Raw genomic sequence first — 24060 nt, forward strand, 5'->3', positions numbered from 1 at the left:
CACATGTTCAATTCGATTGGTGTCATAGGCTTAGGCGTAATGGGAAGCAACATCGCCTTAAACATGGCAAATAAAGGCGAAAACGTCGCTGTCTATAATTACACCAGAGATTTAACGGACCAGCTTATCCAAAAGCTGGATGGACAATCTCTCAGCCCGTATTACGAGCTTGAGGACTTTGTTCAATCGTTAGAAAAACCAAGAAAAATCTTTTTGATGGTCACAGCGGGAAAACCCGTAGATTCCGTCATCCAATCATTAAAGCCTTTGCTTGAAGAAGGCGACGTCATCATGGACGGAGGAAACTCCCACTATGAAGACACAGAAAGAAGATATGACGAGCTGAAGGAAAAAGGGATCGGCTACCTGGGAGTCGGCATTTCCGGCGGTGAAGTCGGTGCGTTAACAGGGCCTTCCATCATGCCGGGCGGAGATCGCGACGTCTATGAGAAAGCCGCTCCTATCCTGACGAAAATCGCAGCCCAAGTCGGAGATGACCCTTGCTGTGTCTATATCGGACCAAAAGGGGCAGGGCACTTTACAAAAATGGTGCACAACGGCATTGAATATGCCGACATGCAGCTGATTGCAGAAGCTTATACGTTTCTAAGAGAAACGCTTCGTCTGCCGCTAGATGAAATTGCATCTATTTTTGAAACATGGAATCAAGGTGAGCTGAAAAGCTATTTAATAGAGATTACAGCTGAGATTTTACGCAAAAAAGACGAAAAAACAGGACAGCCTCTGATCGATGTCATCCTTGATAAAACCGGCCAAAAAGGCACTGGAAAATGGACGAGCATGCAGGCGATTGATAACGGCATCCCGTCCACGATCATCACAGAGTCCTTGTTCGCCCGCTACTTGTCATCTTTAAAAGAAGAACGGATGGCAGCTCAAGATGTATTAGCAGGCCCGGAAGCCGAAGAAAAACACTTGGATAAAGACACTTGGATTGAATACGTCAGACAGGCTCTTTACATGGGGAAAGTATGCGCCTATGCACAAGGCTTTGCCCAATATAAGATGTCATCTGAGCTTTACGGCTGGAATCTGCCGCTCAAAGACATCGCCTTGATTTTCCGAGGCGGCTGCATCATCCGCGCTGATTTCCTAAACGTGATCAGCGAAGCATTCAGTGAGCAGCCAAATCTGGCTAACCTGCTGATCGCGCCTTATTTCACAGATAAGCTCCATGCCTATCAAACAGGCCTGCGAAAAGTCGTTTGCGAGGGTATCAGCACCGGAATCTCTTTCCCATGCTTAACTACCGCGCTCTCTTATTACGACGGCTACCGCACAGGGCGTTCCAATGCGAACCTCTTGCAGGCGCAGCGCGATTACTTTGGCGCTCACACGTACGAACGGACTGATATGGACGGCGTTTTCCATACGAATTGGTCTGAATAACCTGTCATCAAAAACACGGTCAGTTTTCAACTGAACCGTGTTTTTTTCTTCTATCCCAAACAACAGAAGACATAAGTTATGTTTTAAATATCATAAACAGTGATACAATAATAGCTAGAAACAATCCCCATCATCATGTGACAGCAGCTTGCTGTTCCGTTCTATTCTGCTTTTTGTCATTGTCCTTTGCCCCTTGCCCATGGTGTCATAAAATGTTCAAATGCCAAAACGGCCTGTCATTCTGATTTACAAAAGTCCCTGAAAACCTTGTCTAATTGAGAATCAGCCTCTCATTTGTTATAAAAGAAATACCTAAATCCTACCTGTCATACCTTAAATAAGTTGAAAAAAAGTAGGTTATCGCTTGACAAAAAATATATATTAATTAATAATTCATATATAATTAGAATTATTATTGAAAGCGAATATGCTTTCTAATACATTTTTAGGAGGAATATACATTATGTCTTTAATCGGTAAAGAAGTACTTCCATTCGAAGCAAAAGCATTCAAAAACGGTGAATTCATCGATGTAACAAACGAAGATTTGAAAGGCCAATGGAGCGTATTCTGCTTCTACCCAGCAGATTTCTCTTTCGTATGCCCAACTGAGCTTGAAGATCTTCAAGAACAATATGCTGCTCTTAAAGAATTAGGTGTTGAAGTATACTCTGTTTCTACAGATACTCACTTCGTACACAAAGGCTGGCATGACAGCTCTGAAAAAATCGGCAAAATCACTTACGCAATGATCGGTGACCCATCTCAAACAATTTCTCGCAACTTCGATGTTCTTGACGAAGAAACTGGTCTTGCTGACCGCGGAACATTCATCATCGATCCAGACGGCGTTATCCAAACTGTTGAAATCAATGCAGGCGGTATCGGCCGTGACGCAAGCAACCTTGTAAACAAAGTAAAAGCAGCTCAATACGTTCGTCAAAACCCAGGTGAAGTTTGCCCGGCTAAATGGGAAGAAGGCGGCGAAACTCTTACACCTAGCCTTGATCTAGTAGGTAAAATCTAAGGAGTGCATTCAATTGGTACTTGATGCAAATATCAAAGCACAATTAAATCAATATATGCAGCTAATTGAGAATGACATTGTTCTCAAAGTTAGCGCAGGCGAAGATGACATTTCAAAGGACATGCTGGCTCTCGTTGATGAGCTGGCTTCCATGTCATCGAAAATTTCAGTTGAAAAAGCTGAATTAAACAGAACGCCAAGCTTCAGTGTCAATCGTGTCGGAGAAGACACTGGCGTAACTTTCGCTGGTATCCCTCTGGGCCACGAATTTACATCATTAGTGTTGGCGTTGCTCCAAGTGAGCGGCAGACCGCCTAAGGTGGACCAAAAAGTCATTGATCAGGTGAAGAAGATCAGTGGTGAATACCACTTCGAATCTTATATCAGCTTGACATGCCACAACTGTCCTGATGTTGTACAAGCTTTAAACATGATGAGCGTGCTGAACCCGAACATTACGCACACGATGATTGACGGCGCAGCATACAAAGCAGAAGTTGAAAGCAAAAACATCATGGCAGTGCCGACCGTTTACCTGAATGGCGAGTCCTTCGGAAGCGGCCGTATGACGCTTGAAGAAATTCTTGCGAAAATGGGCAGCGGCACAGATGCATCTGAATTTGCTGACAAAGAGCCGTTTGACGTTCTTGTTGTCGGAGGCGGACCTGCTGGTGCAAGTGCAGCGATCTACACTGCACGTAAAGGCATCCGCACTGGTGTTGTCGCTGAACGCTTCGGCGGACAGGTACTCGACACCATGAGCATCGAAAACTTCATCAGCGTCAAAGCGACGGAAGGGCCGAAGCTTGCGGCAAGTCTTGAAGAGCATGTGAAGGAATATGATATTGATGTCATGAACCTTCAGCGTGCGAAACGCCTTGAGAAGAAAGATCTGTTCGAACTTGAACTCGAAAACGGCGCTGTCCTGAAAAGTAAAACAGTGATCCTTTCAACAGGTGCACGCTGGCGCAATGTCAACGTACCCGGTGAACAAGAGTTCAAAAACAAAGGTGTCGCATACTGCCCGCACTGTGATGGGCCATTGTTTGAAGGCAAAGACGTTGCGGTAATCGGCGGCGGAAACTCTGGTATCGAAGCAGCGATTGATCTTGCAGGTATTGTCAATCACGTTACTGTACTAGAATTCGCGCCGGAACTGAAAGCAGACGAAGTCCTGCAAAAACGTCTCTACAGCCTGCCTAACGTTACTGTCGTGAAAAACGCACAAACAAAAGAAATCACAGGTGATCAGAGTGTTAACGGCATCACATATGTAGACCGCGAAACAGGCGAAGAAAAACACGTTGAACTTCAAGGTGTATTCGTCCAAATCGGTCTCGTGCCAAACACAGAATGGTTAGAAGGAACGGTTGAACGCAACCGCATGGGCGAAATCATCGTCGACAAACATGGCGCAACAAGCGTACCAGGCTTATTTGCTGCCGGCGACTGCACAGACAGTGCGTACAACCAAATTATTATTTCTATGGGATCAGGTGCAACTGCCGCCCTCGGCGCGTTTGATTATTTGATCCGGAATTAATGTGAAAAGCGCTACCCTGCTAACAACGGCAGGATTAGCGCTTTTTTTATAATAGCCTATATAAATAAGGCTTCACATCATGGACGACAAACATATAATCAAAATGTACGGATATGGCCAGTCAAACATTTGAGGAAAAATGTTATTATTAAAACTCCGTCAATTCATAACAGCCAAATCCTTTCCCCTCCAGATTGGTGTAAAGACATCCCTCTTTATTATCAGCATGCATTCCATCAGTCGTTGCTGTTTGTTTTCCACAATACAAAGTACTCTATGGTTGGTCTAGTACGCTGGAAGGTTCTTATTCTTATGTGAAAAAATAATTCTACCATCAAGTAGATGTAAAGATTAAACCGGTGTACTAAATGACAGTACACCGGTTTTTAATGATTAGACTTTTATGGACTCAATGAGTTTTGAATCATGCTTGCACATACTCTCATTTGATAACTGTTCATCTATCTTCTCAGTCAGATCGTCGATCGCCTTCTCTGACATACCGTCTTTTATCGTATCGTCCGAGGACTTCACTTTTGTGATCTAGCATTCCTATCTCATCTAATATGGCCCACATCTTATGAGCGACTTTACACATATTGAAGCTGGCAGCGAACGGTTTGAACAAGTATTATTTTTTGCCGGGCTTTGATACGCATCTTTAAAGCCACAAGCTTTTCGAGCGACAAGTCTGCAATCAAGGAAAGCATGTAATACAATATCTTCAGTTTTTACAAAAGCTATCTGCGTCTAATAATTTTTTCTTAAAATATCCATTAGAAAATCTCTTTATTAATATTTAATTAATCTTCCTACCTCTAGCACCTAATAACCATTCAACTAAATAGCAAACTGCGTAAAGAATTGATGCTACACCAAATAGTACAACACTAGCATTAGTAAAATGAGAGTTATCACCTAATATATAATCAGTTATAATATATAAAAATACACTTAGAAAAAACAACAATATACTAAAACACTTCAACACAAAAATTTTTTCTTTCGGGGCTCCTCTCACCTTAAAAATGGTTAAGCATATCATCTTAAAAAGTATATACAAGAAAACTCCTATAATGGGCAATAGGAACAAAAAAATCATTATATACTCCGGGATTTTAAAATCAGAAAGAAATATATCAACTTTCATTAATATAAAGTATGATACTATAAAAAAGGCTATTATTGCCGTGGTTTTTATATACAACCTTTTGTTTTTATAATTCTTTTTTATTAAAGTACATAATTTAAATATATTAACCTTCAATATCTCCAGCTGTTTTTTAAACTGTTTTCTTCGACTAACATATTTACTCCATGCCGAACTTGTATATAAATCAATCGTTTCTTTATTTTCTGGAGACTCATGCATCTTTTCAAATAATTTTTTTAGATAATTTACTATTTGGTTAATAGCTGTTAACATAAACACTGTCAATATATAAGCTGATATTTCTCTATTGCCTTCAACAAAATTTGTTATCATATTTCTCTCACTTACAACATAACTCATACCGATTGATATTATTATAAAAAAAGGAGATAACAATAGTTCATTAATATCTCTGACTTGTTTATTTGTCGGGAACGTATAGTAACCAGATATAGTTATCCCTATAGCTAAAATAATACTCATTATACCTGCAATTTCTTCTTGAACCCCATATCTGTTTAACGCTGAAAAGAGAATATTAAACAACTGCTTTCCTAGTCCGCACAATATTAGAGTTGTCACTAAAGCTATTACATAAGTTTTAGTAGCAGATTTATATTTTAATTTAATATAAAATGTAATTCGCAAAAGTATCATGGGTATATTAATTTGTTCAGCAAAAAGATTTACTAATATCATCAAAATAAAAATCATCATAGAGAGGAAATAATACGTTTTAAATTCTATAAGAAACTGATTATTAAACATGCTAATTATAAATGAGATTAGTGATGAAGGAAATAAAGATATAAAGGCACTAAATAAAAGATTACAAATGATGACAACTAATCTGGAATAATTCTTTTTTTTCATTAATCTGTCAATAAATTCAGACATAGCTGCAGTTGCTAATAATCCTTCAGAAATTAATATAGAACTGGGGGATTTCAATTCCGTAGCCTCCTTTTAACCTTATCTAACTTATAGAGATTTTAATAAATTCCCATTTTGTTCGCTAAATGTCTTATCTGTATCATGATAACCCTTGTCCATATGATCTATGTCATTACCGATGGCGGAGAGACATCACCATATATTCAGCGCTCTATTCACGCCTTATCATACTCTTCTTCAGAATTCAAAAGACCCTTTTCGATGGTAGGCAAGTTGTTGTATCACTTCAATAACAACCAATTGATTATACTCACCAAACCCAACTACCCGATAATGCGTGGATCTGACACATTTAACAGATTCGTCCACCTTTGTATCAATCTCTTAAATGTGCTGAACAATGCGGACTACCGCATCATTGTTAGCCATTTACTTAAGTATAGTGTCGTTATTCATTAACAGATCCGATCGGATTAAAATGGCCAAACCGCTGGCAATTGTAACGGTGAAAGTCGCGGATCCCTTTGAGCACTTCAAAAAATAAAAACCATGGTCACTCGGATTCCACTCCTTCCCGTTGGGATACAAACGCAATAAACAATGATGGGCTTTGGTTTTAGCTATGTTTTTCCCATGATTTGATCTCTTATAATCTTCTTCTGTTACAACAGTTATTGCATCTAATACTTTTGTTGTCTTCTTGAAAAATTAACCAGAAATTAATGCCCTATTTTATATTTATTTTAACCGCTTTTCCTGGGTAAAAACGTTTTTTGTCATATGACGACAGTTAAGACATTGAATTTATCGCATGATCATCTCCAATGTTTCCCTTTCTAGTTATAATAAAAGAAAAAAGTACATTGTGCTATATTTTTCTAGTAAAGCTCTTTTCATTATCTTAATCTGACTATATACACTAACCGTAGTGATTTTTTGATTCAGAAAATTGATCATAGGTCAGGTGTGACCCATTGATTATTATCTAATATTATCCTTAAACATAATAGTCCTGATAAAATGGTGAATATTATCTTTATAAAGTTCCTTTTCTGTTTTCGGCATCATTTTTTGGCATATTGTACTGCTTTCTTTCAAGGGTTAATACATAAAAGAATGATCAATTCCCCGACGTAGAAAAAAATAAAAACCACAAAGGAATTTTATTGATAGCGGACGCAATGGTTTTTTTTGGATTTGATTTCTCCGCTGCCGACACACCCACTAATTCCACACCGACATAGGCGAAGGTCACCATCTGGAATGAAAGCGAATAGCCTGAAAATCCATTTGGAAACAAACCGCCGTGCCCCCACAGATTCGCCGTTGAAACCGTTTCAGTATGCGTTTTGAACCCAATCACCAGCAAAACTACACCGATGACAATTAACGCGAGAATCGTGATCACCTTAATTAAGACGAACCAAAACTCCAATTCTTCAAAAATCTTGACCGTTAACAGATTAAGCCCTAATAAAATGAGCAAACAGATAAGTGCAGGAACCCACTGCGGAATGTCACCAATATTTCACATATACACCGACGGCGATCACATCCGCCATAGCCCATAATCCAGCAAAACCAATAGGTCCAGCCGATGACAAACGCTGCACGCGGTCCTAAATACGCCTCGGCAATATCCGTTAATGATCTTGGTAGCCCGCTTTAAATAACAGCAGTTCTCCCAACGCCCGCATGACGAAAAAAAGCGCAATACCTACAATAAAATACGCAAAGATGATAGAAGGACCCGCCAGCTGAATCGCCTTACCGGACCCTAAAAACAATCCGGTGCCGATCGTGCCGCCAATGGCGATTAGCTGCACGTGCCGATTCGATAAGTTCCTCTTTAGCTATCCCTGCTCCACATCTGACTCCTCCTTACCTATCTAGTGAACGACGAGCAAAAAAAGCCAATAAAAAAAGAGATTGGATGCCCTCCAATCTCTTCGTCATAATAACATCAAATTATATTTGCGCCGCTGACTATCAATAGCATGACAAATACATATTCGGTACCATTCTGTCCTTTTGCCTGAGATTGTGAACCCTTCGGTGCCGCGGAAAATCCACGGTCTCTCCAGAAGCCGCTCCTGCTGTAGTGAACCCACAGCAATCATAGCCTGCTACGCATTAAGTTTCCGATAGAAATAACTATAATCTAACCTTTTATAGTAGTTTAATCATTTGTCAACAGGGTGAGGAGCTGTCTGCGGAGGATATATTTTGATGCCGCATTTTTCTATTTTGTTTGTCTCAAAAAGGACTTATGCGGTACTATCATATAAAGGTCCAATAATGAAAACCAATGTCATACTTTTAAATTCACCTTATCATGCACATGATCATATATAGGGGTTTATTCTAAAAAGGGGATGGACGATTTTGGAAAGCAAGTACCTAGATCTACTCGCGCAAAAATACGATTGTGAAGAAAAAGTGGTAACAGAAATCATTAATTTGAAAGCGATATTGAACCTGCCAAAGGGCACTGAGCATTTTGTCAGTGATTTACACGGGGAGTATCAGGCATTCCAGCACGTGCTGCGCAATGGTTCAGGACGAGTCAAAGAGAAGATACGCGACATCTTCAGCGGTGTCATTTACGATAGAGAAATCGATGAATTAGCAGCATTGGTCTACTATCCGGAAGACAAACTGAAGTTAATCAAACATGACTTTGATGCGAAAGAAGCGTTAAACGAGTGGTATAAAGAAACGATTCATCGAATGATTAAGCTCGTTTCATATTGCTCCTCCAAGTATACCCGCTCCAAATTACGCAAAGCACTGCCTGCCCAATTTGCTTATATTACGGAGGAGCTGCTATACAAAACAGAACAAGCTGGCAACAAGGAGCAATATTACTCCGAAATCATTGATCAGATCATTGAGCTTGGCCAAGCCGATAAGCTGATCACCGGCCTTGCTTACAGCGTTCAGCGATTGGTGGTCGACCATCTGCATGTGGTCGGCGATATTTACGACCGCGGACCGCAGCCGGATAGAATTATGGAAGAACTGATCAACTATCATTCTGTCGATATTCAGTGGGGAAATCACGATGTCCTTTGGATCGGTGCCTATGCCGGTTCCAAAGTGTGCCTGGCCAATATTATCCGTATCTGTGCCCGCTATGACAACCTGGATATTATTGAGGACGTGTACGGCATCAACCTGAGACCGCTGCTGAACCTGGCCGAAAAATATTATGATGATAATCCAGCGTTCCGCCCAAAAGCAGACGAAAACAGGCCAGAGGATGAGATTAAGCAAATCACAAAAATCCATCAAGCGATTGCGATGATCCAATTCAAGCTCGAGAGCCCGATTATCAAGAGACGGCCGAACTTTAATATGGAAGAGCGGCTGTTATTAGAGAAAATAGATTATGACAAAAACGAAATCACGCTAAACGGAAAAACATATCAACTGGAAAACACCTGCTTTGCGACGATAAATCCGGAGCAGCCAGACCAGCTATTAGAAGAAGAAGCAGAAGTCATAGACAAGCTGCTATTCTCTGTCCAGCATTCCGAAAAGCTAGGCCGCCATATGAATTTCATGATGAAAAAAGGCAGCCTTTATTTAAAATATAACGGCAACCTGTTGATTCACGGCTGTATTCCTGTCGATGAAAACGGCAATATGGAAACGATGATGATTGAGGATAAACCGTATGCGGGCCGTGAGCTGCTCGATGTATTTGAACGATTCTTGCGGGAAGCCTTTGCCCACCCGGAAGAAACCGATGACCTGGCGACAGATATGGCCTGGTATTTATGGACAGGCGAATACTCCTCCCTCTTCGGAAAACGCGCCATGACGACATTTGAGCGATATTTCATTAAAGAAAAGGAAACACATAAAGAAAAGAAAAACCCGTATTACTATTTACGCGAAGACGAGGCAACCTGCCGAAACATCCTGGCAGAATTCGGCCTCAATCCAGATTATGGCCATATCATCAACGGCCATACACCTGTAAAAGAAATCGAAGGAGAAGACCCTATCAAAGCAAACGGAAAAATGATCGTCATCGACGGCGGCTTCTCCAAAGCCTACCAATCCACAACAGGCATCGCAGGCTACACGTTGCTCTACAACTCCTACGGCATGCAGCTCGTCGCCCATAAACACTTCAACTCCAAGGCAGAAGTCCTAAGCACCGGAACTGATGTCTTAACGGTGAAACGATTAGTGGACAAAGAGCTTGAGCGGAAGAAAGTGAAGGAAACGAATGTTGGTGAGGAATTGTTGCAGGAAGTGGCGATTTTGGAGAGTTTGCGGGAGTATCGGTATATGAAGTGAGGTGTATGGGGGGTTCAGAGCTGACTTTCTCTGGGCTCTTTTTTATGGTTTTCCAGCATCTATTTAGCACAGCAAATTGCTAGGGTTCTTTGTTCATTCGTAGTTATAATTCCCCCCCCCTATAATATGGGGACGTTTCATTAAAAAAATACTAGAAACTGAAATTATAACCTATTAATCCATTTGAACGTACCGTTTTTAAGACGGTATCTTTATCCATACGATTAACTTGGTAATAAATAAATATTATTTATTTTCAATATCCTGATAGCATCTAAATAAAAAAGAAGTAATATCCAACAGGATAATACAAGAATTAGATAATAACCGCTACAGATGAAAGATCTAAGGTACACTCTGTCAATATTAATAAGAGAGCCAGTTGTTCTAGTGCTAAGAATAATTTGACTTTAAATTAAAGTTTACCCCAGAAAGTGTTCCACTTTAGTGTACTCTCTGTGTCTTGTCATCCTATTTAGGCAATTATTTTACTAGTTTTATTGTATAAATTTTATGTAACCAATTAAAATAAGAGTGCGATAATATCTATTTTCGCACTCTTAATCTAATTTTTAATTTACCAGCATTAATTCGATAATATTATTTACTTTCTCTACAATTGATCAAATGAATATTTACTAAGTATTGCTTCGAATTTTCAGATTATTTAATACCTCTTCTCGAGAAAAATGAAGTTTTTATATTGAACTATCTCTCTACCTAAATTCCAATGATTTGTTCCATTTTCACTTCTTCCACGATATTATGTTGATTTATCACATAAACATATACCGATCCATTTAATTCTTGGTAATCATTTAATTCCAATTGTTGAGAAAGTAACTCTATAGAGGGTGTTAATAAAATAAATCGTGTATTACCCTCTGCTTCTTCACTCGTGAAATCGACTAAGCCAAACGCATTCTTAACACGGATGTTTAATCGACCGTTTTGATATTCATACTCTTTTATAGCTTCTATGAAATCTTTTGAAATAACACGTGCTGTATTTTCAATTGGTTGTACATGCAGTTGTGTAATCGACTTAATGGATTGTAACTGGATACTTCTTTCTCTTTCAATATTTTCAAGTCGATCTTTACTACGTTCCTCCAAATCTTCAATTTGAGTATAGGTTTGGTTAATTAATGCGCTGTTTTTATTATTTAAGTTATCACTTAGATAATTAGTTACTCTTTCCTGTAGAGCTTGCATTTGTTCATCAAAGGAACGACGCAAATAAGTACTCTTTCGGTTTAAATAATCATCACGTTTCATTTGAACAGAGTGAAGGATTTTTTTCGCTTGAAGAATAGATTCTTTTTTAAATGATTTATCTTCTGCACCTACTGTATTGATTAATTCAAATTGCTTTTGGAATAGGAAATACGGATCTACTTGAATGAACTCCCCAGTTTTCCTTTTAGCTAATAACATTAATTCTTGTTCTAACTCTCGTCCTGTACCATCAACTACACTGATACGGCTAATTTCTAATGTTAAAGGTTCACTAACATTTGTTTTTACTGTACAAATTGGTAAAGCCACTTGTTGCAACTCTTGACTCGCTAATTCCATCGCTAATTTTTTTAATGGATGGTCATTCTGTAATATAGATAACTGTTCTGTTTGTTTATCTGGTCTTAATGTAAACCGTAATGATTCATCAGTTCTTAAAGAATATTTTCGCTTCTTAATTAGTTCACGAATATTTTTAGGAAAACGATCAATTCGAACTGTATAGCCATCGTTTGAGATATTTACTTTTATACGTGTTTCCTCAAACTGTTTTACTACAAACTCACCATAGACTCGCGGCGGCATACTGCTAATTGAAATTTCTTGATATGCACGTCTTGCACCCGGTAAATCAAAACTAGAATCATCTAAGCGTTCTTGCTTAGCTAATTCTAATAATCGTTCATGTTCTTCAGATAATGTTTTTTCCATTTGTGCAATAAGCTCATCTAAATTTTCACGGCCACTAATCGCTTCCTCCATTAAGTGAGATAAATCAATATTGTTTTCCTCTAGTACTTCACCAATAAAATCATAAACCTGATCTTGCCCCAAATCGGTGCGCATTTGTTCCATCTTATCAAGCAGACGTATCAGTACATCTCCTTCACGTGTATTCTTCGCAACAAGATTAAAGACAAATACTTCATTCTTTTGTCCAATACGATGAATACGTCCCATACGCTGTCCTAATCGATTGGGATTCCAAGGAATATCATAGTTAATCATTTGATTACAGAATTGAAGGTTGATAGATTCTCCCCCGGCATCTGTAGCAAGCATAATCTGTACATCATTTCGAAATCGCTCCACTTGTTCACGACGTTGATCCATCGAAAAACTCCCAACGATTTTTGCGACTTCACGGACATGCTGTAGGAGCTTTCGTTCAAGGTAATATAAAGTATCTTTTGATTCCGTAAAGATAAGGATCTTTTCTCCTTTGGAAAGCAATCCATCCGGACCGAATAAAGTGTTTTCAAGCTCTAAATATTTACGTTCAATATCTTGATTTACGAGCATCTCTGCTTTATGAACTAAGCCATCTAAAATTTCTATTTCTAGCTTTAGCTCCTCTATATCAATAACATCCGTTTCCCCTTCAACTAATGTTTCTATTTCTTCTTGCTCTTCTGTTGAAAGTTCTTCATATTCAAAAGGCTCAATTGGTTTAATAGCTCTTAACTCTGACTCTAATAATTTTTCTAGCTTTTCTTTACGTCGTTTTAAGGATAAATAAATAGCATCTAATGAAGAACTTAGGCGACGTTGTAAAATCATCATCGCAAACGCTACATTTGGTTTATTATTTTGTTTTGCCCGATTAAAATGCTCTCTTGCATAGGCAGTTACTTCTTCATAAAGCTCACGTTCGCCGTAACTTAAATCAAATGTAATTGTCGTTGTCGTTCTTTTTGGGAATAACGGAGTACCATCAAAGTTTTTCATCGTCTCCTTTAATCGACGAATAACGAAAGGATTACTCTTTTCATATATAGAATCACCTGTATTTAAACGTGAGAAAATATCATGGTCTACCAAACTCATTAAATGTCGGAAATTCTCTTTATCTCCTTTATGGGGTGTAGCCGTTAATAATAAGCAATGCTCCGTATGACGTAGTAAACTCTCACCTAGCTGGTAAATTTTCGTACGATTTACTTTTCGTTTCTTGACGCCATGTGTATAGGCAGCCATTTTATGAGCTTCATCAACGATTACTAAATCAAATTGTGCTTTTAAAATAAATGCTTTAATTTCTTCACGTGAAGCCCAGTAAATTGATGCAATTATTTTGTCATGTGATTCGAATGGATTTACTTCACTTGAGCTATTTAATAAACTGCGATTTGCAATGGTAAACTCTTCACCAAACTTATCTTTTAGCTCTTCTTGCCATTGTTTCAATACTAGAGGGGGAACTAAAATTAAAATACGCCCTGCAGCCTGTCTTGCAATTAACTCACGTATTAACATACCTGACATTATCGTTTTCCCTGCGCCCGGATCATCCGCTAATAAATATCGTACTTGAGGTGACTGCAACATGCGACTATACACTGCTTCAATTTGGTGTGGAAGGGGGATAATCTTTTTGTTTCCTCGCGCACGAGCCTTCGAAAATTTATCCTCTGTCTTTAAAATATAGTATTGTAAATAGTGTTGCAGTCTTTCAGAATTAAATGAACTTTCCTCATCTTGAATGTTTTCTAATTGTGCTAGTTGCGCCCTATCTAAATACTGCTCATAATATTTATTTGTTTTACGCCCAATTGATTCAACTAAAAATAAATCATCATCAATTTCTTCAAAATGCTTTATTTCAACAATTTCCGGCCAGAAAGAGCCTTTAATAATCTCTCCTACTTTTAACATTTCAGCATCTCCTTCAATAATTACGTTCAATCAACTTAATTTAAATTATATAGCAATTACCCAAATACTGTTAGAAGTAATATAAGACAAAAAAGCTAGAGAACGGAATAAACAGTTCTCTAGCCTCTCTTTAGTAAAGCGCATTATACATATGAATCGTAAACTCTGTCTCGCGATAAGGAGTGACTTTTTCATCTTCTACTGTTACCATTCGCAGTTCGCAAGTTTGACCTGTTGGATAATAGTTTTCTACAAGGTTAAATATAAGTTGCTCCGTACGTTCATGGTTTTCTCCCACCATATCAAATGTCCATTCAATTTCATTTGAAATACGCTCATCATTCAAGTAAAATGCAGCCCGAATTGTACGTGCCTTGAATTCCAGTGAAATACTTTGTTCTTGATATATCGGCACTTGGATACGGTAACCTGTGATTACACGTTTAGGCATGGCTACACTGATTTCAACAGGAAGAGATTGTGAAGTACGACGATAATCAATTAGTGGTACTATTACTTCTTGAGGTGTTGCACCGCCGTGTACAAACTGTAATCCTCCACCACCAATAAATCGGTTTACGCCTTTAGCAATCACTTTTTCAACACCTTCTAATGTTGAAAAATCATCTGGCACATTAATAGCTCCATCATCTATTAGTAGATTATGACCAACAGCAAAGCGACGATTCGAATCAATAATTTCACCTTTAACACTCACTACTTTAATATCATTTTCAATTCTTGGATACTGATAAAGGAATCCGTGATCTGCTGTTATAAAAATTCGTTTTGCTTGCCATTTAGATAACCGATCAACAGCAATTGATAATTCTTTTATTGCTCGTTCCGCAGCTATATAAGTATCTCGTTCAGATTTTGCAGAATCACCTGCTGCATCGATTACATCATGATATAAGTAAACGAGTCGTTTTCCTTTTAAATTTTCATCTGCTGTCGCTCTTGACCAGTCTAATAAATCGGTTAAACGATAGGCAATTGCTTCTGGATGAGCTGCTTGTAGAATTTTAGTACGATTTACTAATCCATTTGTAGGTTGGTCATCTGCTAATACTGTTCCATTTTCAGTAATCGCTAATACTTTATGTGGTAATAATGAAGCCATACCCAATTGTGTATATGTTGGCATATTCGCAACTAACGGACTGATAGAAGCAACTCCATTCGAACGTAAATTTAACCGAGATACTAATTCTGCCCCTACTTCATATCGTACTGCATCCGAAATTATCACAAATACTCGTGTTGATTCTTTATCAAGAATGGGCTGCACAACTTCTTTATAAAATTTAACCTGTCTCGGCAACTTCCCTACTTCTACATTTTCTAAAAGATAATTGGTCTCTTGGGCTATCTTAAACAAGTACTTATTTTCATACCAATATGTTAACTGTTCAGCTAAGTTTTCTATCATTTCCTTATTCTCTAACTGCATATAACCGGCCATAAAACGTCTATATGCTTGATCAATTAAGTAAAGTTCACTTGTATATTGAACGTATAAAGGCTCACGAGTATCATATTGCTTCAAGAACATTTTATACTTCGTCAAATCAACTGCATCAAGCAAAACATCTAACAAGCATCCGATTCGTTCATTTCGTTTCGCCCAATGCATTTTAACCCGTTTATGCAGAATATCTTTCCAAGAATCAAAATTAGAAGTTTGATGAAGAAGCTCAGTCGTTAATTTATTTATCAATAAATGATCAATCACAGGGAAAGTTGAAATGTCAGCAAATTGTTCGATAGGACGATCAACTAACATCTCTACAATTGAAAGATTTTGTTCAATATCCTTCATATAAGTTTCCAAAACTTCTACTTCGGCTTCTTTTGTATGTAGCCAGTCATCAATAAATAAAGCACAAACATTTCCACGTGTTGTTTCATATTTCATTTGTAAAGACTGTTCTTCAAATTGTGCATGACGTTGGAAATGAGCATATAATACATTCTCCATTAAATACTGTAATGTCAAATCATTTGAATGCAAACCAAAGTATTCCGAAATAAGGTCCCACATACGATTCGAACTAAACCGTTTTGATATGGCTTTATATACTTCATTTGTTTCTTCTTGTAAACCACGCAACAATAAATGGCGAGTAATCTCTTCCATATTTGCAATAGGTGCGCCTGTTAGCACCGCTAACATTGCATACTCTATATCACGTTCACTAGCATTAGGTGGTACGACTTTCTTTAATTTTTTTTTACGCTCTGCGCTTTTAAAAAAGCCTTTATATTCCTTAATCAAAGGTCTTAAAATGGCATCACTTACTTGCAACTGCTCTGCAAGTAAAGCATTCGTATCAGCTTTAAATTCTGTACCGTAAATCTCCATATCCAGTAAAAAGTTGTCTTCTATCGCTGGTTTTGCAAAATTAGCATATAATAAAAAAGAATCCTTTTTCTTTTCCAACTCGATTTCTAATTTAAGCGTAAAGAAATTATTACGCGTTAATTGACGGATATGAATAGGTTGCTCTGCTAATACTTCTTCTATATCCGAAACAGTATATTCTCCTTGCTCGTCATACCAAAAAATAACCGTGCGTGGCTTATTTTTTTTATATAACTCGTCTTCAATTCGCTCTTTTAACAGTTCAATGACATTCATTGTGTCACCTCATTATGAATATTTACTAATATTATTTATTATACCTTAATATGAAACAAGCCTCCTTACCAAAGTAAGAAGGCCATGATTTATTTAATCTTCGCTAATACACCTTTGCCACCACGATAGAACTTCTCATAGTTCACTTTCACACCATCGTCCAGATCAATTTCAATCTCTTCGTTAGCTATCTCAGCTAAACGTTTATCAAATTCTCGAAGTTCATCCATTTTCTTTTCAAAAGAAGTTTTTTCTGTTGTTAACTTTTTCTTCTCACTTGCTGATAAATTTGGATTCACCAGACGATTTTCTATATCAATAATTTCATTTTGATACTTCGATTGCATTTCTTGTAATTGTTCAAAACGAATAGTCGCCATTGTATCTGTTTGATAACGATGCATATAAATAAGTGTGCGTAACCCTTTTTGTTTACCAGAGTCCAACAGCCAGTAAATAGGGCATTTTTGATACACTTTACAATGTTCTCCAAAGAACTCATCCAAGAAGTACCGTCGTAAACGAGCTTCTGAATCTTCACCACTCTTCATTTCAAGTACCTCTGCTAACCATTGAATATTTTCGTCCACAGTATCTGATGAGAATACACTAGCAAGAAATTTACGAAGATATATTATAATATCATTTTCCAAATACGCCTTTTCAGTTAGAAGTAAAACTCCATTTTTGGTAGGCTCAAAGGAAATATAATTATCTTCTTCAAATTCCCCACCTGTAAATTGAACTCCTTCAGTATCTAAAGAGTATCTACCCAGAGTACATCCAATAAAATATGAAAGAAACTCATTTATTTCTTGTTTCAAATCTTTTTGTACAATTGTAATCTCTGAATTTAGAACTTGTGCGGAAACTACACTCTCTAAGTTATAAATGCGATTAAAATATTGATTTAGTTTTAATTCATTGTCCTTCACTTTGTTGAATCGTTCCTGCCTGTCTTTTTGAACTTCTGGAGCTATGATTTCCAGTTTCAAGTAACTTCTATAGTCTAAGAATACATGCTTTTTAAAGTCAATTGAGTATTCATTTTGATCCCAATCTATCTTACTTAGATATAGATTTTCCCTAGCTAAAGTTTCTATTTTTTGCTTTACACCTTTATCTGGATAAATGACAGGTAATTTATTAATATCTCCCACTGTAAAATTTAAAGTAGGAGCAACAAATGATAATAAATGTGAAATTACATTTGAATTTCCTAGAGCTAGCATATAAAATAAGTCATCTTCTGTAGGGAAACAATTAGGCCCTCCCTGATCAAATATTGAGTATTCGTGACTATATCTAAAACTAAATTTACTTGAGCTTATTACTCCGTAAGTTAGGCTCTCTTTAAAGTATAAGGATTCGTTTCTTATATTCGCTTTCTTAGGTTTATTTTTTAGTGCATATCCATTATTTTCATAATTAATAACATCTAAGTTATTGCCATACCATTTTTTAAATCCACCACCCTTATTTAATTCAAACCATTTTGCATTACTTTTAGGTACCTGTCTGGAATAGATTTTATTTTTATCAACTTCAAACCAATAAAAAATAAACTTTCCACTCTCACCATTCGTGTCCAAACCTTTTTTAGCTACTGCAGCATCTTTAAATTTATTTTTACTCTTAAATGTATTGCTAGATTTTTCATCTATCCAATAAGAAATTGGCTTTCCTTCAATGGAACTATAGTAAATTGGTGAAGTGTGAAAAATGTAATTTAATTTTGGATTTTTCACTACTTCTCTTACACGAATAGGTTGCTGCTCTGCACCCTTGAATTCAGACAATTTAACGTAATTACCATAGCGTTTTTCAGTTTGTTTATTCAATACAAAGGTACAAATAGGGACTGTAGCATCTTTAAAAGCGGAGTATTCTAACTCTATTAAAGATTTAATTGTAGTATTATCTAATACATAAGATCTTAAAATTTCATGTGATGAAATATATAACCAAGTATATGGTGTCATAAATCCTAAGAAACCATTTTCTTCTACCCAATCAATTGCACGTTTAATAAAAATTGAATACAAATCCGAATTATATTTATCATAATAAGTACCACAGTATTTTTTTAATTCATTGTTATATTTATTATGATAAGGTGGGTTTGTTACCAATACTCGATACTTTTGCGTTAATAACTTACATTGTTTCAGAATTGGCAACACATACTCTTTTAACTCATCAAAGCTTACTTGATTAATGAGATCTAAATCTTCTTTTTGTATGGATTCAATTTTTTTGATCCAACCATCAAAAATAAAGTCTTCTTCAATATTTATAATAGAGCCAAATTGTTTAGCATTTAAAAAGGTTTCTTTATATTCGTAAAACTTTTCAATTTCCTTATCCGTAGCATCAATCAACCCAAATACATCTCTTGGTACATCCACATAGTCTATAAACTCAACAATATTAATGTTATTAAAATCATAAGTACGTAACAGTCTTTTATGTTTTTCAACGGCCTTCATAGCAATTGTAAATTTAGCTATTTGACAAGCCCTTTTATCGATTTCAAGCCCATATATATTATTTTCTAAGATTAACTTTGGAATATCCTTTAGAACGTAACCTTGTTCCTCATACATTTCATATAACATATCAAATGCATGAATTAATATATGGCCTGAACCACAAGCTGGATCTATCATCTTAATATCTTCTAGTTTAAAACCTTCTATTTTTGTACCTTCTTCATCAGGATGTAAATAATATTCCCAACTTCCCTTGATGCTATATGTCTTAAAATTATCTAGATATATTGTACCTAATGTATTTTCAAGCATATATTGGACAATCCACTTAGGAGTAAATAATTGCGTAACAACCGGTAAATCTTCTTTTTTAACAGCTGTATTTTTTAATCCCCCAATGTATTCTTTTTTCTCAGCCATATAATATTGATACAACCAACCAATCACTTCAATTTCTTCAAAACTATTCGTTAATTCATCATTTCGAACAAGTACCTTAATGACTGATTCTGCATCTAGTAAAAAGTCAGGAAGTAAAAGTTCTGAGTAATCTTGAATTTTTTCAAATAAGAATGGCAAAATACTGTTTAATGTATTACATTGTGCAATAAATAGCTTTCGATATGCACCTTCTGTATCCCCTGCATCTAATAATTCACGTATTTCTTCTTGTTTTACTGGTAAATCCATTGTTTCATATTCAAATAAAATATCAGGATCTACTCGTCCTACACTACTTGACAACACATTTACTTTTTCAGGTAAGTAATCATGCACTTCCATATAACGAATGGCAATAATACGATTAAACCATGTATAGGCGACCTCTTCTACTAACTGCTTATAACCTTTTTGTTTAAGCTGATTTTTTAATGAGTTGAATGCTGGTTTCATATAAAGGGGGTATGGCTTATTATTAATCATTAATTGCCCAAATTGTTCTTTAATTTCCAAACCATTCTTTTCATCAATACCGTACATTTGTGCCTTTGTTTTTACTTGATCAATTAATTGACGACGTGATTGAATGGCAAAGTTTTTCAATTCCGTTTTGTTCACTTTTTCCACCTCATTACAACAAAGGAAGAGACAGCCCCTTCCAATGCCTATAATTCAATTTTCAATGTATTTTCTTTTAGTTCTTTTAATAACTGTGTTCGTAACTCTGCTAATACAGCATCTAGGTCAGATTGTGTTTCGATGCTTGTATGTGAAATCATGCTTTTTAATTCTCTTGAAGAAATAACTTTTGTGCCTTTTTCACGTACAACCGTAACAGGTGTGTCTGGACTTGTCGGTTTTAATTGTAGTAATTCTTTTTCTTTACGTTTTGCTTCTTCTTGAATTGTTTCTGTTAATGTACGTAGTTTTGTCAAATTCATTTGTATCGTGATTAAGCTACTACTATTTAAAATTTCTTGTTGCAACATTTTGAAATTCTGCATTTTATCAATTATTAATTCCGTAATGATTTCATTATTTGAATAATAATCTTTTAAATCATCTATCTTTTTCTCTAATTGTGTAATTTGACTTGCAAGACCGTGTTTTTGTTCTGTTACTTCTTCTTGAATTGCTTGATCAAGTTTTTCAATTAAACTAGGCAATTGCGGAATCTCACTATATGGTAATGCTTTGGTTAAAATGTCGGTAATATTTTTCTTTAACAAGTTTACCTTTTGTGATTGTGTATAACGTAAATCATTTTGAACTTGATTTAAAAACGATACTGCTTCATCAAAACGTTCAATTGGTGCTTTTAAATAGAAACCAACTAACTGTTCAACCGCTTCTTGCCAATCGTATAAATCATCCTCGGCATCAATAAATGCCTTAACAAGTTGTTCTGGTTCCCGAATTTGTGTTAATCGGAGAATATCAATTTTTAAAGTACTAATCTTTGTTCCTTCAGGATAAGTAAACTCAGCAGATAGTGTTTTCTTTCGACGTTCATCCATCTCATCTAATGGTTCGATAAAATACTTCTGTAATGCCGATTTAATAGCATTCGCGAACTCTTGATAAGAATCTCCAATATCCATTCGTCCGAATAAATCCTTATACAATCCAGTGAATTCGCGACGCACTTTTGGATCTACTTCAATCTCAGGAATCACACGTATTTTATCTCGCTCTGTTGTTCGAGCAAGTTTATCATAAAATTGAGGTGAACTTGTTGGCGTAAAGTGTTCATCTGCAATTATTAACTTTACTTTACCGGAGTGCATTAAAGCTAGAACAATGCCGATTGTATCGTAGTCACTCCAGCCATAAGGGACCTGATTATATTTATCAATAAAATCCTTTAACGATGGTTTCTGATGCATTCGAATGAGTTCATCTAAATAGCGTAATACCTCGTTATAAGCTTTTATATTACCTGTTTCACCTAGTAAATCATTTGAAATACCTTTCTCAGCTAGGATTCTCCATTGTTCTTTGAATGTTTTCATTTGAATTGGTTCATCAATGTATTCTAAATACTTGTATGTGCTTTGGATTAACATATCGAAGGCGTCTGATACTTGCTTTTCAAAATTTCCTCGGAATGTACGCTCCTGCATTTGAATGAAAATTGTTGCTTCTTCACAAGCTTTTTGTAATAATTCTTCTGCCTTTACCTCGTAGTCACCAATACTCTCCATTTTCGCGTCATAAATACGATGTTGCGCCTGTGTTGTACTTGGATTACGTTTTAAATTCACATAACGGCGGATCTGTTCAGAAATACGAATGGCTTCTTCTGCCTCGACAATTAATTCCTCGTTTAGATAAATAACCATTTGTCCTTCTATTGCCTGTAAAGCAGCCTCTGTATGGGTTAACCCACCCGTAATGACTTGCATTGTTAACGGATATTTCATATTTGTTTTTGCATAATTATCAAAACGTTTATTGTAATCAAAAAGCATTCCCTTTTGATAGTTATATTTAGCGTTTGGATACATTTTCTCAAAAAATGTATCGCCTAATCTTTCTTTTATTTTGATAGCATTAACATCAACATTACGAATTTCTTTATTTATTTCTTGCTCTTCATCTGATAAGAATGAATACGTACCGTCTGCGTGCTTTTCAATAAACATTGTTTGCTCTAGACGGTTTAACGATTCTTTAATCACAAGTTCATTTTTTTCAGACTGAATACTTTCTAATAAAAGTGTTGAAATATTATTGGGTGTTGCTTTAATGTGGTCTATTCCTTTAATCAAATACAATACTTTTAATACATCAACATCATATTCAACAAGACCTTCCGAGTTTTTTGCACGGTTTTCAGCTCTCGAAATCGTCTGTACGATAGCTGATTCTAAATGTTGACGAATAGTTGGATAAAACTCCGCCATCGTTACTAGATTGCCTATCTCATCTTGGCCATTATAAACCGCTGCTTCTTGGAAAGCTTTTAATAATGAACGTTCCCCTCTTGAAGCGTAGGAACTTCCTTCACCATGTATACCAATTTTCTCTAAAACAGCTTGCAATAAATCCACTTGATAAGGTACAAATGGATATGTTTCAACAAACTCATTAGTAGAACGATAGCCAGAGCGATATTGTGTTCGATCTTTATCAAAAGAAAGGCGATTACGAATTAATTGCTCATTCGGTTCAAAAATGGACTCTAATGTTTTCGAAGCTGTTTCTGTCTTTTCTAATAAACGACGTTTTAAAACTTCGTCTGTATCCGAACTCGATAAATTAATCCGTGTTTCAAATCTTCCTTGAATTTTCGAAAAATCTTTTGTATTGGCTGCATTCATATTAGAGACGTCTTTAATCTTTTCCTGAGAAGTAACAGCAATCCATGCTTGTCCCATTGCAGCAGCACCAATTTCTTCTACTGCATTTTGTAAATCAAGCATTAGGTTATTATCTGTTCCAATATATTGTCCGACTTCATCAATTAAAAAAATTAACCGATAATCAGGTCCTTTTGACTTACAATATTGTGCAACAAGCTCTCCTAACTGAACAGCTGAAATTGAAAATTCCTTTTGTGCTGATTTGACTAGGAAATCCGCAGTTTCTTTTTCATATCCTATTTCACGAAGTACCGAAATAATTTTTGCATAACGCAGGCGGAATTTTGTTCGGAAATCCTGCCATTTTTCGTTATACAACTCTTCAATTTTCAAACAGAAAGCATCATATTTTTGGTCACTAGCTAGTTGTCGTTCGAAATCCGCTACCCAAAGCGTATTGGAATAACCTAAATGTTCATTAAAAATACGTAAGATGATTTCGATAATACTTTCTTTCGTTCCACGCGCTGCACTGGCTCCTGCTTCAGAACCAACATTAAATAACAATGCATCTGAGGGTTTTGATTCTATCCGAGACATTGCATCTAAAAGTACGGTATCAGAAACTTTATCTTTAAAGTATTCAAATGGCGTTTTTTCTCCGACTTTCTTACCATCCAATAAGTAAGATAAAATTTTAAGGAAATGTGATTTACCGGAACCAAAGAAACCAGAAATCCACACACCAACATTTTTGGTTGGATTTGAATATGCTTTCTCATAATTTTTATAAAACCCTTTTAAGCTATCTAAAATTTCTGCTGTCACAACGTATTCTTCTAATTCGGTTTGTATTGTTTTTTCATCAATTTGACCTGCTTGTACAACACCATTAATTGGTCGGTCAATTTTCTTCTCAAAAATCTCTTGAATAATCATTATTCATACT

The 24060-nt window shown here is 36.3% G+C and carries 9 protein-coding genes, 1 pseudogene and 1 riboswitch; of the genes and pseudogenes, 4 read left to right on the plus strand and 6 right to left on the minus strand.

Annotated features, from left to right (window positions below):
- The first annotated feature begins 3 nt into the window (after positions 1 to 3).
- From gnd to ahpF, 3 genes are all read left to right on the plus strand, one after another.
- Positions 4 to 1410, plus strand: coding sequence for a decarboxylating NADP(+)-dependent phosphogluconate dehydrogenase (gene gnd, locus MKX38_RS20460; protein WP_003243876.1), 1407 nt, complete (start codon positions 4 to 6; stop codon positions 1408 to 1410).
- Between the two features lie 463 nt (positions 1411 to 1873).
- Positions 1874 to 2437 carry an alkyl hydroperoxide reductase subunit C gene (gene ahpC, locus MKX38_RS20465; protein ID WP_015483942.1) on the plus strand — a complete coding sequence of 188 codons (564 nt, stop codon included), beginning with the start codon at positions 1874 to 1876 and terminating at the stop codon, positions 2435 to 2437.
- A gap of 13 nt (positions 2438 to 2450) precedes the next feature.
- Positions 2451 to 3980 (plus strand): alkyl hydroperoxide reductase subunit F, encoded by a 1530-nt coding sequence (gene ahpF, locus MKX38_RS20470; protein WP_024571485.1) that lies wholly within the window; start codon positions 2451 to 2453, stop codon positions 3978 to 3980.
- A 799-nt stretch (positions 3981 to 4779) separates the two neighbouring features.
- Here the strand turns inward: ahpF and MKX38_RS20475 are convergent.
- Both MKX38_RS20475 and MKX38_RS20480 read right to left on the minus strand, forming a co-directional pair.
- Positions 4780 to 6084, minus strand: a complete 1305-nt coding sequence (locus tag MKX38_RS20475; RefSeq protein ID WP_167560812.1) for a hypothetical protein — start codon at positions 6082 to 6084, stop codon at positions 4780 to 4782.
- A 1040-nt stretch (positions 6085 to 7124) separates the two neighbouring features.
- A pseudogene (locus MKX38_RS20480) lies at positions 7125 to 7853 on the minus strand (amino acid permease); the annotation flags it as partial.
- Positions 7854 to 8040: 187 nt separating this feature from the next.
- Positions 8041 to 8121, minus strand: a riboswitch (glycine riboswitch).
- Positions 8122 to 8412: 291 nt separating this feature from the next.
- Here MKX38_RS20480 and fbp point away from each other — a divergent pair.
- A complete protein-coding gene (fbp, locus tag MKX38_RS20485; protein WP_134154911.1) occupies positions 8413 to 10338 on the plus strand; it encodes a fructose-1,6-bisphosphatase in 1926 nt (641 codons plus the stop codon).
- Positions 10339 to 11058: 720 nt separating this feature from the next.
- On the opposite strand, the gene MKX38_RS20490 is transcribed toward fbp, so the two are convergent.
- The 4 genes from MKX38_RS20490 to brxC form a co-directional block, all read right to left on the minus strand.
- A complete protein-coding gene (locus tag MKX38_RS20490) occupies positions 11059 to 14232 on the minus strand; it encodes a helicase-related protein (protein WP_339188208.1) in 3174 nt (1057 codons plus the stop codon).
- A 130-nt stretch (positions 14233 to 14362) separates the two neighbouring features.
- Positions 14363 to 16873 carry a BREX-1 system phosphatase PglZ type A gene (pglZ, locus tag MKX38_RS20495; RefSeq protein ID WP_243571746.1) on the minus strand — a complete coding sequence of 837 codons (2511 nt, stop codon included), beginning with the start codon at positions 16871 to 16873 and terminating at the stop codon, positions 14363 to 14365.
- Positions 16874 to 16962: 89 nt separating this feature from the next.
- Positions 16963 to 20424 carry a BREX-1 system adenine-specific DNA-methyltransferase PglX gene (gene pglX, locus MKX38_RS20500; RefSeq protein WP_167560820.1) on the minus strand — a complete coding sequence of 1154 codons (3462 nt, stop codon included), beginning with the start codon at positions 20422 to 20424 and terminating at the stop codon, positions 16963 to 16965.
- Positions 20425 to 20471: 47 nt separating this feature from the next.
- On the minus strand, positions 20472 to 24050 hold the full coding sequence (gene brxC / locus MKX38_RS20505; protein WP_167560822.1) for a BREX system P-loop protein BrxC: 3579 nt from the start codon (positions 24048 to 24050) through the stop codon (positions 20472 to 20474).
- Positions 24051 to 24060 lie beyond the last annotated feature (10 nt).

Origin of the sequence: Bacillus sp. FSL M8-0025 (assembly GCF_037975475.1) — a bacterium.
GTDB lineage: Bacteria > Bacillota > Bacilli > Bacillales > Bacillaceae > Bacillus > Bacillus subtilis.

Bases quoted from the DNA above. Each gene is read 5' to 3' on its own strand.
- gnd (WP_003243876.1), top strand. From the start codon at position 4: ATGTTCAATTCGATTGGTGTCATAGGCTTAGGCGTAATGGGAAGCAAC.
- ahpC (WP_015483942.1), top strand. From the start codon at position 1,874: ATGTCTTTAATCGGTAAAGAAGTACTTCCATTCGAAGCAAAAGCATTC.
- MKX38_RS20490 (WP_339188208.1), bottom strand. From the start codon at position 14,232: ATGTTAAAAGTAGGAGAGATTATTAAAGGCTCTTTCTGGCCGGAAATT.
- pglZ (WP_243571746.1), bottom strand. From the start codon at position 16,873: ATGAATGTCATTGAACTGTTAAAAGAGCGAATTGAAGACGAGTTATAT.
- brxC (WP_167560822.1), bottom strand. From the start codon at position 24,050: ATGATTATTCAAGAGATTTTTGAGAAGAAAATTGACCGACCAATTAAT.